The 12,434-nt window shown below is 53.1% G+C and carries 11 protein-coding genes and 1 tRNA gene; 9 read left to right on the top strand and 3 right to left on the bottom strand.

Annotated elements, in window-relative coordinates:
* The first annotated feature begins 99 nt into the window (after window positions 1-99).
* The 6 genes from dnaN to VCU37_RS03010 all read left to right on the top strand — a co-directional run bounded on the left by dnaN (window position 100) and on the right by VCU37_RS03010 (window position 7,858).
* Window positions 100-1,230 carry a DNA polymerase III subunit beta gene (gene dnaN / locus VCU37_RS03035; RefSeq protein WP_336249152.1) on the top strand — a complete coding sequence of 377 codons (1,131 nt, stop codon included), beginning with the start codon at window positions 100-102 and terminating at the stop codon, window positions 1,228-1,230.
* A 1-nt stretch (window position 1,231) separates the two neighbouring features.
* The gene (recF, locus tag VCU37_RS03030; protein WP_336249151.1) at window positions 1,232-2,368 is read left to right on the top strand and encodes a DNA replication/repair protein RecF; all 1,137 of its coding nucleotides are present in this window, start codon (window positions 1,232-1,234) and stop codon (window positions 2,366-2,368) included.
* Window positions 2,369-2,385: 17 nt separating this feature from the next.
* Entirely contained in the window at window positions 2,386-2,700 is a 315-nt protein-coding gene (locus tag VCU37_RS03025) for a DUF721 domain-containing protein (RefSeq protein WP_336249150.1), read from the top strand.
* A gap of 153 nt (window positions 2,701-2,853) precedes the next feature.
* Window positions 2,854-4,830, top strand: a complete 1,977-nt coding sequence (locus VCU37_RS03020; RefSeq protein WP_336249149.1) for a DNA topoisomerase subunit B — start codon at window positions 2,854-2,856, stop codon at window positions 4,828-4,830.
* Window positions 4,831-7,395, top strand: a complete 2,565-nt coding sequence (gene gyrA, locus VCU37_RS03015; protein WP_336249148.1) for a DNA gyrase subunit A — start codon at window positions 4,831-4,833, stop codon at window positions 7,393-7,395. It begins immediately after the preceding gene.
* A 19-nt stretch (window positions 7,396-7,414) separates the two neighbouring features.
* The gene (locus VCU37_RS03010; RefSeq protein ID WP_336249147.1) at window positions 7,415-7,858 is read left to right on the top strand and encodes a DUF3566 domain-containing protein; all 444 of its coding nucleotides are present in this window, start codon (window positions 7,415-7,417) and stop codon (window positions 7,856-7,858) included.
* Between the two features lie 174 nt (window positions 7,859-8,032).
* Here VCU37_RS03010 and VCU37_RS03005 read toward each other — a convergent pair.
* Window positions 8,033-8,106 (bottom strand) — tRNA-Ile (locus VCU37_RS03005).
* Between the two features lie 180 nt (window positions 8,107-8,286).
* Between VCU37_RS03005 and VCU37_RS03000 the strand changes: the two genes are divergently transcribed.
* A complete protein-coding gene (locus VCU37_RS03000; RefSeq protein ID WP_336249146.1) occupies window positions 8,287-9,021 on the top strand; it encodes a VIT1/CCC1 transporter family protein in 735 nt (244 codons plus the stop codon).
* Here VCU37_RS03000 and VCU37_RS02995 read toward each other — a convergent pair.
* Window positions 9,018-9,233 carry a hypothetical protein gene (locus VCU37_RS02995; RefSeq protein WP_336249145.1) on the bottom strand — a complete coding sequence of 72 codons (216 nt, stop codon included), beginning with the start codon at window positions 9,231-9,233 and terminating at the stop codon, window positions 9,018-9,020. The two genes, VCU37_RS03000 and VCU37_RS02995, sit on opposite strands and share 4 nt — an antisense overlap.
* A gap of 98 nt (window positions 9,234-9,331) precedes the next feature.
* Between VCU37_RS02995 and VCU37_RS02990 the strand changes: the two genes are divergently transcribed.
* Entirely contained in the window at window positions 9,332-9,946 is a 615-nt protein-coding gene (locus VCU37_RS02990) for a cell division protein CrgA (protein WP_336249144.1), read from the top strand.
* A 108-nt stretch (window positions 9,947-10,054) separates the two neighbouring features.
* A complete protein-coding gene (locus VCU37_RS02985; RefSeq protein WP_336249143.1) occupies window positions 10,055-10,897 on the top strand; it encodes a class I SAM-dependent methyltransferase in 843 nt (280 codons plus the stop codon).
* A 65-nt stretch (window positions 10,898-10,962) separates the two neighbouring features.
* Here the strand turns inward: VCU37_RS02985 and VCU37_RS02980 are convergent, their stop codons facing one another.
* On the bottom strand, window positions 10,963-12,426 hold the full coding sequence (locus VCU37_RS02980; RefSeq protein ID WP_336249142.1) for a cell wall-binding repeat-containing protein: 1,464 nt from the start codon (window positions 12,424-12,426) through the stop codon (window positions 10,963-10,965).
* Window positions 12,427-12,434 lie beyond the last annotated feature (8 nt).

Genomic DNA, 12,434 nt, shown 5'->3' with positions numbered 1-12,434 from the left:
TCGACGGCACTTTTCCACAGGATGGATGCGCCCCTACTACTACGACCTATTTACATATATAAGAGAGTTATCTCATGATGACACTCCTGGAGGTAGAGCATGCAGTTCCGTATTGAACGTGACAGTTTTGAAGAAGCCATCAAGTGGATTTACCGAACTGTCGGTGAACGGTCCAGCCTTCCTGCACTTGCGGGTATCAAGCTCACGTTGTCAGGTGATGTGCTTGTGCTCACCTCCACTGACGGCAACATGTCATCGGAGGTGACCTTGCAGGTTCAAGGGCAACGTGATGGTTCTGCCCTTGTTCAAGGCAAGCTGCTCCGTGATGTTGCATCACGGTTACCAAGCGATGCCGTGAATGTGTCAGTTGATAGTGATCGCTTAGAGATTGTGTGCGCGCGAGCCAAATACACCTTGCGTATGATGCAGATTGAGGACTTCCCTCAGATTCCTACTCCAACGGAGCAGGCTGGTCAGGTGATTCTCAACGCCAAAGCTTTCTCTGACACGGTTGGTCAGGTCATTAAGGCCGTATCGAGTGAGGATGTACGCGTGGCCCTCACAGGGGTTCGCATAGAACTCGCTGACGGTGTGTTGACTGGCGCTGCCACAGATTCCTATCGCTTGAGTGTGCGGTCTATCGCAGTGAACTCACCGGATGAGATGGCAGCACTGGTAACCAAGAAGGCAATGGATCAAGCCAAGAGTGCTGCTGATGCCCTTGGTGGCGAAGTCACGATGGTATTGACACCAACCCATGCGGTCTTCCAGTTCAGCGATCGTCGCCTCGTCACAACCTTGCTTGAGGGCAAGTATCCGGCATACCGGCAGCTCATCCCGACGAACGCACAGCGGCATTTACGTATTGACCGCGCAGCGTTGGCGAATGTCGTCAAGCGCGTGAGCGTGATCGGTGAGGCAGAACGAACGATGACACCAGTCATTTTTGATGTTCAAGAAGACACGGTGCATGTGGCTGCCGACTCATCTGAATCGGGTCGAGCAAATGAGAGTTTGTCTGCCGTATTGAGTGGGGAACCCATTCGTATCGCCTTTAACCCGCGGTTCCTCCTTGAGGGGTTGGATGTCATTCATGACGATATGGTTGATTTCGCATTCAACGATGATTTAAAACCAGCGGTCATTCGGCCTGCGAAGCTTGTCGACGGTGAAGAAGAGGATAAGACCGTAACTGAGTCCTTGTACTTGTTAATGCCGGTCCGCACTTGAGGTGTACCTCTCAAAACTCGGACTAACTGATGTCCGTAACCACCAGGCCACCCAACTCACGTTGGGGCCTGGTCCTGTTGTGGTGTCAGGTGCAAATGCCCAAGGTAAAACAAACCTTGTTGAAGCGATCCACTATTTGGGTGTCGGGTCAAGTCACCGCACCAGCAATGACCGAGCGCTTATTCGCCAATCTGCTGAACGGGCATTGATTCGAGCAGAAGCGGTTACGGATGCTCAGGCACGTCTGGTCGTTACGGTTGAATTGAATCCGGGAAAAAATCGCGCAGCGGTCAATGATGTGGTCGTACCGTCAATGGGGGAGGCCATTGGCCTGATCCGTATGGTCATGTTAGCTCCGGAAGACATAGCGTTGGTGCGCGGCGAACCAAATGATCGCAGACGGTTCCTTGATCAGCTTCTTGGGAGCCGTCGTGCATCGTATAAAGGTGTGTTAGCTGATGCGGATAAAGCGCTGCGTCAGCGTAACGCGCTGTTAAAAGATGCCCGTGGACAGGCTATAGACGAAGATGTCCTCGCGGCGTACACGGAGACATGGCTGCATCATGCAGCCCTTGTTACGGCGGCTCGTATTGCCGGGGTGAATGCTTTGGCGGCACCGCTCATTGAAGCCTATGGGGACTTGGTATCGGCGAGTCCGAGTCAAGATGTTCACCGGCTACCCACATTGGACTACGTGATGGCTACTGGTGAGCGTATTACCGCTCATTCTGATGCGGCATTACCATCGGCAAGGGATATCCAAGATCAGCTTCAGGCAGCCTTGATGCAAAAAGCTGATGATGAGCGCCGTCGTGGGGTCACCTTGGTAGGGCCGCAACGTGATGATCTCTTTATCAGGTTGGGAGAGCTACCGGCGAAAGACTTTGCGAGCCACGGTGAGCTGTGGTCATTGGCCCTTGGATTAAAACTGGCCACCGTAGGCATTATTGCAGAGACTGGGGATCAGCCAATTCTGATTCTCGATGATGTGTTTGCCGAGCTTGATCAGTACCGTGCCGAACGTTTGGCACAGCGATGTGTGGATTTTGACCAAGTCATCATGACCGTCGCCACCGGTACGCCGGTGCCCGTTGATGCCCCGACGATCATGATTGAGGGCGGCCAGGTACTTCTCTAACCTCGTATCCTGTTGGTATGGGTTCCCTTCGCATACGAAAATCGAATCTGGCTTCGGCCAGCATGATCGTGCAACACCTCGTCAATGAGCACCATTGGGGGCCAAAGCTGCGTAATGCACGAGTATTTGAATCCTGGGCAGAGATAGCGGGTAAGGATGTAGCTCAATACAGTCATCCCGTCCGCCTTCAAGGTGGTGTGCTCGTGGTCGCCGTGACACGGTCTGATTGGGCGACAAGCCTGAAATATATGGAACCTCAGTTGGTGGCCAACGTGAACAACTATTTGGGTGAATCATTAGTCAGCCGCATCCGGGTCTACGTTGAACGGTAGCGATATTTAACCCACCATTTACTAAAATGCTCTGACCAGCAAAGATAGCCTTCATTGCGTGTCTAAGGATAAACAAGAGGGTTAGGGTGTATAATCGGGCACCTAACTAAACAAGCGCGAGAGGCCTAAATTCTTGCGATTTTAAGGACATACATGAGTTCTCAGGATTATGGTGCAGATCAAATCACTGCACTTGAGGGGCTAGAAGCGGTACGTGTTCGCCCCGGGATGTATATCGGTGACACCGGTGTTCGTGGGCTCCACCATCTGATATGGGAGATCGTGGACAACAGTGTGGACGAAGCGATGGCGGGCTACTGCGATCATATTGTTGTCACGCTGCGCAGTGACGGCGGGGTCCGGGTGGATGACAACGGGCGAGGTATCCCTGTCGCACGTCACTCGACTGGCCGGAGCGCCCTTGAATTAGTACTTACCGAACTCCATGCCGGCGGCAAATTCGACTCACAGGCCTACAAGGTTTCAGGTGGGCTGCACGGGGTAGGGGTCAGTGTTGTCAACGCCCTCTCCACACGACTGATCGCTGAAGTACGTCGTGATGAGCACGTGTGGCAACAGGAATACATCGGCTCTGAACCACAAAGCCCCCCAACAGCCATTGCGGACTTGGGTAAGGACGATGAGACGGGAACCTCCATCACCTTTTGGCCCGATCCCAAGATTTTTGAAACCGTCACCCTTGAATGGGATCGCATTGAAACGCGTATCCGTGACACAGCCTTCCTCAAAGCAGGGCTGCGAATAGAACTCATCGATGAACGCGAGCCACTTGAAGATGGTTCCTATCGCCGTGTGGTGCATGAGTACAGCGATGGATTAGCCGACTTTGTTACCCATTTGGCAGCCCATAAAGGGGACCCCCTACACGGCGAAGTCATTCGCTTTGCTGCGATGGAAGACCAAGAAGACACTGGCTATGCCGACTTGGACATTGCGATGCAATGGAACCCGGATTATGCCGAGTCGATCTTTTCGTTTGCAAACACCATCGCCACCGGAGATGGTGGTACCCATGAGGACGGCTTCAAAGCGGCGCTGACCAATGTGGTGAACCGCGTGGCCAAAGATATGGGGGTGTTACCAACAAAGGGTAAGGACGCCGTTGAGAGCCTTGAAGCAAGTGATATTCGTGAAGGGTTGACGGCCGTCATCAGTGTGAACCTGGCCGAACCTCAGTTTGAAGGGCAGACCAAAGGCAAATTGGGCAATACCCATATTCGGTCCTTTGTTCAAAAGAATACGTTTGAACAGTTGAAGATTTGGTTTACCGAACATCCAGCAGAAGCCAAAGCCATATTCGAGAAGGCGATTCAAGCGGCGCGTGGACGTCGTGCGGCGCGTGCGGCGCGTGATGCAACCCGTCGCAAGGGGCTGTTAGATTCAACAAGCTTGCCAGGCAAACTTGCTGATTGTCAGAGCAAGAATGCCGAAGAGTGCGAGCTGTTTATCGTTGAAGGTGACTCGGCAGGTGGTACGTCAAAAATGGCTCGAGACCGCCGGATTCAAGCGATTTTGCCACTCCGCGGCAAGATTCTGAATGTGGAAAAGGCTGCGGCACATCGTATTTTTGAAAGTGACACGATTAAGAGTCTCATTAACGCCATTGGTACGGGCGTGGGTGATGAATTCGACATTGAAAAGGCCCGCTATCACAAGATTGTGATGTTGATGGATGCCGATGTTGACGGGGCACATATTCGCACATTGGTGCTGACGTTCTTGTTCCGCCATATGCGTGAACTTATTCGTGCCGGGTTTGTCTATATTGCCCAGCCTCCGCTGTACCAGATTCAACCCAAGGGTGCCAAAGGCAAGGAGCGTATCCGGTATGCCCTTAATGAGGAAGAACGTGACCAGATCCTTGAGGAGATGGCTGCTGCCGGGGTGACGAAGCCAGAGGTCGGTCGATTGAAGGGCCTGGGTGAGATGGATGACCATCAGCTTGAAGTCACCACGATGAACCCGAAAACCCGCCATATGTTGCAAGTGACGATGGAAGACGCGGCCAGCGCCGACCTGATGTTCCGTATTTTGATGGGTGATGACGTGGATGCACGACGCGAGTTCATCATCGAGAACGCCAATAACGTGCAGTTCCTGGACGTATAGATGAGTACTGAAACCACCCCCGCTGAGTTTGAAGAGCACTTTGAGCCCATCGGTATCGAAAGTGAACTGAAAAAGTCCTATATCGACTATGCGATGAGCGTCATCGTTGGGCGGGCCTTGCCTGAGAGCCGGGATGGGTTGAAGCCGGTGCATCGACGCATTTTGTACGGCATGTACGAAGGTGGGATGCGCGCAGGCACGCAACACAAGAAGAGTGCTGCGGCAGTGGGCGACGTGATGAAGAACTATCACCCACACGGTGATGGGGCTATCTATGACGCCTTGGTGCGTATGGCACAGCCGTGGGCGATGCGCTACCCCCTCATTGATGGGCACGGCAATTTTGGATCCGTTGACGGTGATCCACCTGCTGCGATGCGCTACACCGAAGCACGTTTAAGTCGGCTCGCCATGGAGCTATTGCGCGACATCGATGAAGACACCGTTGAGTGGACGGACAGCTATGACGGTTCCACAACTGAACCCTCAGTCTTGCCAAGCCGTTTCCCGAACCTGCTGGTCAATGGGTCTGATGGGATTGCGGTGGGTATGGCCACCAAGATGGCGCCACATAATTTGCGTGAGATTACCAATGCGGTGTGTGCCACGATTGATAATCCTGATATCGAGCTGGAAGAGCTTCTTACGCTCGTTCCTGGCCCAGATTTTCCAACTGGTGCGCTCATCATGGGTACTGGTGGTATTCGAGATGCCTATGCCACCGGACGTGGCAGTGTGCGCATGCGCGCCCGTGTGGAGGTTGAGGAGACCACAACGGGTGGTGAGCGTCTCGTTGCAACTGAGCTGCCGTATCAAGTGAATAAGGCCAATCTGGCCAGCAAAATCGCGGATCTTGTGAATAACAAAGAAATCGAGGGTATCCGCGATATTCGTGATGAGAGTAACCGTGACGGCACCCGTTTGGTTATTGAACTCAAACGTGATGCCAATGCCCAGGTGGTGCTAAATCAGCTGTTTAAGCGCACCCAACTTCAAGACTCCTTCGGCATTAACAATGTGTGTTTGGTCAATGGGGTGCCGCGCACGCTGGGGTTGAAACCTCAAATCGTGCACTACATCGACCACCAGGTTGAAATTATCACCCGTCGAACGCACTACCGGTTACGCAAGGCCAGTGAACGTGCCCATGTACTTGAGGGATACCTCATTGCGTTAGACAACATTGACGCCATTATCGACTTGATTCGCAACTCTGAAAGTGCTGATGCTGCACTGCTTGCACTGCAAAAACGGTTTGGACTCACCGAAGTGCAGTCTCGGGCCATCCTTGATATGCAGTTTCGCCGCTTAGCTGCGTTGGAACGGCTGAAGATTCAAGAAGAATTTAATGAGCTTCAGGCCATTATTGATGACTTGAAGGACATTCTTGCTGATGAGAGTCGTGTTCGAGCCATTATCAAAGATGAGCTTCAGGAAATTAGTAACAAGTTTGGGGATGCCCGCCGTAGTGAGATTCTGCCCGGTGAAGGTGACCTGAACGACGAAGACTTGATTCCGCGTGAAGAGGTTGTGGTAACAGTCACCGAAGATGGGTACATCAAACGGGTTGCGGCAGCCGAATACCGCACGCAAAAGCGTGGGGGACGGGGTGTTAATTCTGGCAATTTGAAAGACCAGGATGTCATCCGTGATCTGTTTACGGCGTCAAGTCATGACTGGATTTTGTTCTTCACGAGCAAGGGGAAGGTCCATCGCTTAAAGGCGTACCAGATTCCAGCAAAGAGCCGAACAGCCCGCGGAGTTTATATTGCCAATGTGCCTGGGCTTGTTTTCGAAACGGATGAGACGCTGCGTACCGTTATCGGCGTGCCCGATCTCAGTGCCGAAGGGGTTAACGTTGTATTCGTTACCAAACTTGGTCGAGTCAAACGAACAGCACTGACTGAGTATGACAGCCCGCGCACAAGTTTGATTGCCATCAACTTGAATGATGGTGATGAACTCATCGATGCCCGTTTAACGCATGGTGACGATGACATCATCTTGGTTACCGCAAAAGGGCAGAGCATTCGTTTCCATGAGCAAGATGTGCGGTTGATGGGTCGAGCCGCTGCCGGGGTGAAAGGGATGACGCTGAGTGCTGGCGATGAAGTACTGAGTGCGGCCATCTGTGAGGAAGATGGCTACCTCGTCATTGTTACCGACGGCGGGTATGGCAAACGGACCCCCCTTGAGAACTATCCGGTTCAAAAACGCGGTGGGAAGGGCGTGCTTACGGCCAAGTTAACGGAAACACGTGGCCGACTCGTTGCGGGGCTTGTGGCGCAATTTACCCAAGAAATCTATATCGTTACGGACCGGGGAACGATTATCCGCATGGATGTGCGTGACGTCCGTCCAACCGGGCGTAACACCCAGGGTGTGATGGTGATGCGTCTCGCTGAGGGTGAATCGGTGGCCAGCGTCGCGAAAGTTCGGGGTGAGGACGGCCTCGATGAAGATGGCTTTGGTGAGGATATCGACCAGGGAGACAGTCCAGCCAATAATGAAAATGGCGCTAAGGTGATTGAGGCGCCAGACCCTGACGACCAGCCAACCGAATGAGCAAGGTAGACTGACTTCCATGGCAACCACGACCAAACCAAATCGACCCCGTTCCTCTGGAGAATCCGGTTCCCGTCGCCCAAAGCGACCGACCGCTGAAGTCCGGTTGACAGGGCGAAGCAGTGCCCGCCAATACGCCACCATCCACCGCGTCGACCCGTGGTCCGTGTTGAAGTACTCCCTTGTCCTTCATTTTGCGTTGGTCATTGTGTTGATGGTTGCCTTGACGCTGCTATGGGCGGTTGTTCAGCGGTTGGGGTTGATGGATCTCCTCACCCAGGGCCTTGCCAAGGTCGATTTGGTCTTTGAACTCCGGCCGGCCAATATCGCACGCAGTGTGTTCCTTATTGGCACGTTGAATACGATCGTGGCTAGTGCGGTCAACTTATTTATTGCGTTCTTGTACAACCTGATTAGTGACCTTATGGGCGGTATTCGGCTCGAACTGGCTGCCGACAACTAAAGGTCATCGCACCGCCAAGCCCCTGGATCACCAGGGGCTTTCGCATGACCGGACCAGGCGATTCACAAGCTGAAGGCAGAGGAGAGTAACGGTTCAGGTCCGAAACGTTACTTGCATACCTTCCAAAACGAAAACCCACCAACCGGGAAGGTCTGGTGGGTTTCTCTACGGTAGTGGGCCATCGAGGACTTGAACCTCGGACCTCACCCTTATCAGGGGTGCGCTCTAACCACCTGAGCTAATGGCCCGCAAACAGTAGGAGCGACAATATATCTTGCCGGTTCCACACGTGCAGCGAAAGCAGTTGAATAATCCACTCGAAAAAACTTAGGTTCCCTTAGAAACCGTGGTTAACGCAGCTTTACCCAAGGTCTTGTACGGCTTTCCTTACTTTCACGAACCCCCTCAACTGCCGATACCGTGTATCTATGAGCACCTCTACGATGCAGCCAGAAATAGTCCACACCGAGGTCGAGCGTACCGCTGATCTGGGTCATAAATTGAATTGGCTTCGCGCGGCCGTCCTTGGCGCTAATGACGGAATCATTAGCGTAGCCGGTCTGGTTATTGGTGTGCTCGCCGCCGGTGTTGCTGGTAAAGAGTTATTAACCGTTGCCGCGGCTGCCCTTATTGCTGGTGCCGTTTCGATGGCGCTTGGTGAGTATGTTTCTGTCTCGGCCCAGCGGGATACTGAATCCGCCCTCGTTGAAAAAGAACGCTACGAGTTAGAGCATCTTGAAGAAGAAGAACACGAAGAACTCGTGGGTATTTTGCAAGGATATGGCATCACCCCAGAAACTGCGGAACAAGCAGCGTCTGAAATGGCCAAGCAAGACTTGTTAAAAACCCATCTTGCGTTAGAACTCGGGATAGACCCCGATGAATTGATTCGTCCCGTTCAAGCCGCATATTCGTCAGCTGCGGCCTTTACCGCTGGGGCAATTATTCCAGTGTTAGCTGGGGTATTAGCGCCCAAGGGTTTTGAGATTCCGCTCGTATTCATAGCCACATTGAGTGCCTTGATGATTACCGGTTGGATCAGTGCCCATCTTGGTGAGGCCAGCCGTAGCCGTGCGATGGTCCGCCTTGTGGTTGGTGGTGCTGCGGCGATGGGCTTTACCTGGGTGATTGGCCAACTCTTTGGCGTGGCCGTAGCCGGTTAGTAACGGCGCCGGTCGAGACGACGGCTCGCATGGGCGAGCCGTGTTTCTATATCGTTCAGTAATCCCAGCACGTCACTATCCTCATCTGGCAACTCAAGAAAACGCCATGGAGGGAGGGGGAGTGCTGGGCTTTTCGTGCCCCAAAGCCGAACTGGCGGTCGCGGGAATGTTATCCCGGATTGCCGGTTATCTGGTTTGGGTGAAAGGGCCATATCCACAGAGTAACGAGGCTGATTCGATCAGGCTGACCGATATTAGAGCCATAGTCCATGGCAACCCGGTAACCTGTCAGGAATTAAGGAGGATTTTAATGACTGAAGAACACGACCAGGACAACCACGAGACCGATCCATTGGAAACAGACACAGTTGCTACCGATGAACCGGCTACTGAGCATGCGGATAACCAGGTATCAGATCACACGGAACTAGGCGAAGACACCAACGTTGTAGAGGCTGAGGACGAACTCGCTGATGAACACTCTGCTGACCTCGCTGAGACTGAAGACGACGATTCTGGTTTACTAACCGAGGATGACAACGGTGAGGATGACTTATCGGCCGTTGATGGCGATGAGGACCAGGATGCTGGTGACCATTATCGTGACCGTGATGAGGTAAAGCGGCCGACACCCAAGCCGAAGGCAGATGCTGGGTTAAAGCCACATAAGTCAGCCACAAAGGCTGGCAAGGGCAAGAAGAAGGTGCATTACAACCCGGGAAAAACACCGCCCAAGCCCATTGAGCTTAAGGACCACAGCCCGTGGTATATCCCTTGGATTGGCACCACATTGATCGTCGTCAGTCTCATTCTGTTAGTTATCAACTATGTGGTGCGTGGATTACCACCGTTCTATAACGGATGGCTCATTGTTAGCTTCATCGGCATGACGCTTGGTCTGATCGTATTGAGTCGTTGGAAGTAAATAACACTAATGGGATTCCATGTCTTACATTCATCCACAGCTTGTCCCCAAACTGTGGATAACTCAGCGACTTAGCTGGTATGATCCCCGAGGGATGACGGGAGTGCAATGACTCGCCAAGCCACAAACCCACCTGCGTTTGAAGAAGCGGTGTATGCCCATCTCGCAGGGAAGGAAAACCAATTCAACTATGCTCAAATGGTTGAAACCTTCCTTGATTTCCAACGCTTTGTGAAGTGGACAGCAATCGTTGCCCGTCAGCGACCTATCGAGCAGGCACGAGTGTTGAGTTCGGGATGTGGCTTTGGTGGCAGTCTCTTGGCGTGGTGGCAGGCAGGGGCAAGTGAAGTTCAAGGCGTAGAGGTTGATCCTGAGTTTGTAGCCATGGCTCAGCTCCGTGTTGAACCCTATGAGGGGGCAACGGTGCACCCTATTGGTCCGAGAGACCCATTGCCGTTTGGTGACGAACAGTTTGACATCATTGAGTCAATGGACGTTATTGAGCATGTTGAACACGTGCATGCGTACATGACGGAGTTAGTCCGGGTACTCAAACCTGGTGGCCAGATATTGATGGTGACACCTAATCGGATTTGGCCCATCGAGCAGCATCTCAATATCGCTGGCCCGCCGTGGATGCCAGTACCGGTGGCTGACGAGTTATTTGGTTTGCTTGCAAAGCTGCCCTGGCTTGACGATGATCGACGGTTTAAATATGCCAAGCTCAAAGGGATGCGCACTCAAAATATGAGCCTCCTCAGGGTGCGTAACCTGGCAAAACGCTATGGGTTACATATGGAATTGATCTACGACGAACCAGACAACCCAGACTTTCCATTACCACCACAGCCGGCATGGCATAGTGCTTGGCTTCATCACCCGATAGGTAAGTTCTTCAGTCCTATCAAGGCAATTAGCGTGATTTTACACAAGCCTCAACCTCGGCCTTAAGGTTAAGAAACCCCCGAATGCAGTACGCAATCAGGGGTCAGTTATGTGTCCCTTTCATCGTTTACTCAGGGACTGAGCGTATTTGGCCCGATCCGACGCTGCTCAAGAGAAACCGGGGTCTTTCCATTTGGAACACAGGTGCCAACCCGGATTGACAACCCACGCTGATTCATTAAATGGCTGACATTGGGTTTCTTCAATTCGTAATTATCACCATGTGACTCACGCAGGGTTTGGGCGATGACTCGGATATAGTCGGAGTCTTTTGAGGTCAACACCTTCAGATGCCCCGGCGATGTGGCGAAAATGGCCGCTGACCAACCGTTGGTCCAGATGCTGCCATCCCCGCTGTGGGTTGGGCCGCCGTAGCCTTGCCAGCGGCTTTCAAAGGTGCCCGTGCAGGATTTCTTTGTGGGTAACCCTGCCTTGGCTCGAATGAGGGCGGCTTCGCGCCAAGCCAAGTCAACATTGCCCCACAGTGGTTGATGCTCATAAAAGTCCAAGCCGATCTTGGTACCAGGGTCGTAGGCATACACTGTTTTGGCGATGGGTGTGGCCAGATAGTGGTGAATGGCGGGGTGGAGTACCAAGGGAGCTTGGCGTACACCAGCAGCAGGTGCGAGCTGGAACATATCCGCCCATTGTCCCGTTGCGAGCGTTGTACCGTCGTTGGGGGTGTGGTTAAGGCCGGCGAAGAGCTCTGAACTATTGGGAAAGTACTCCGAGGCGATACGTTGAGACGTTTCAAACCGTGTTTCACCAGCAACACGCTGTACCCGTGCATCAGATACCGAGCTAGCAATACGGGTGAGGACATCGCTGCCGATGCCTTCTTCACCACCGAGCACAATGATGCGTTTTGGACGTAGCTTCGCTAAGGCGCGCTGGGTTTCTGCCGGGAGTCGGCCTGGTTCTGCAAGCAATATCGGAGCGTTGAGTTTGGTTCCTAATGGCTGACCGCTTATCGCGTCGGCGGGATTGTCACCACGGGCCAAAATGACCGTCGTTGACCCGTTAGGCCAGTAGGTGGCCGCGATTTGTGCCGCAGTGTCATACCGGTTAGACCCGGCAATACGATGGACGGTTTTGCCTTGAGACTGCCAATACTGTTCGACCGCCTGACTAACAACCTGCGGCCCACCCAATACGGTGATGTCCTTAATGTGTTTACGCACATAGGCAGCGTCTGGGCCGGGAAGGTTGCCATCAGCCGTTGTGATAAACATCGGTTTGGCCTGTTTACCAGCCACCGGACCAATTGTGAGTGCATCTGGCCAGGCGGTATCGCTGTGGGCACTTAAGAACACGCTCGTTTGGGAAGGAAAGAACCGCTGTGCTACCGCTGCCCCAAACCCGGGATCGTTCAAATTACCAGGAGAAATGGAGTGAATGTCTTTGCCGATACGTTCATCTGGGGCAGCCAAGCTTGGATTCTTGGCCATTGCCTGCCCTGCGAACCCGATATTTGTGCTCAACGCAAGCAACGCGGCCGCTAGTCCTGTAACGCGTTTCCATCCGACATTTGCCAATCTGGCTC

It is taken from the genome of Stomatohabitans albus (assembly GCF_036336025.1).
Lineage (GTDB): Bacteria > Actinomycetota > Nitriliruptoria > Euzebyales > Euzebyaceae > Stomatohabitans > Stomatohabitans albus.
This window is presented reverse-complemented; position numbering and strand designations above follow the sequence as displayed.

Excerpts from the sequence above, each read along its gene's own strand:
- dnaN (WP_336249152.1), top strand. The coding sequence starts at position 100 with ATGCAGTTCCGTATTGAACGTGACAGTTTTGAAGAAGCCATCAAGTGG.
- VCU37_RS03025 (WP_336249150.1), top strand. The coding sequence starts at position 2,386 with ATGGGTTCCCTTCGCATACGAAAATCGAATCTGGCTTCGGCCAGCATG.
- VCU37_RS03020 (WP_336249149.1), top strand. The coding sequence starts at position 2,854 with ATGAGTTCTCAGGATTATGGTGCAGATCAAATCACTGCACTTGAGGGG.
- gyrA (WP_336249148.1), top strand. The coding sequence starts at position 4,831 with ATGAGTACTGAAACCACCCCCGCTGAGTTTGAAGAGCACTTTGAGCCC.
- VCU37_RS03010 (WP_336249147.1), top strand. The coding sequence starts at position 7,415 with ATGGCAACCACGACCAAACCAAATCGACCCCGTTCCTCTGGAGAATCC.
- VCU37_RS03000 (WP_336249146.1), top strand. The coding sequence starts at position 8,287 with ATGAGCACCTCTACGATGCAGCCAGAAATAGTCCACACCGAGGTCGAG.
- VCU37_RS02995 (WP_336249145.1), bottom strand. The coding sequence starts at position 9,233 with ATGGCCCTTTCACCCAAACCAGATAACCGGCAATCCGGGATAACATTC.
- VCU37_RS02990 (WP_336249144.1), top strand. The coding sequence starts at position 9,332 with ATGACTGAAGAACACGACCAGGACAACCACGAGACCGATCCATTGGAA.
- VCU37_RS02985 (WP_336249143.1), top strand. The coding sequence starts at position 10,055 with ATGACTCGCCAAGCCACAAACCCACCTGCGTTTGAAGAAGCGGTGTAT.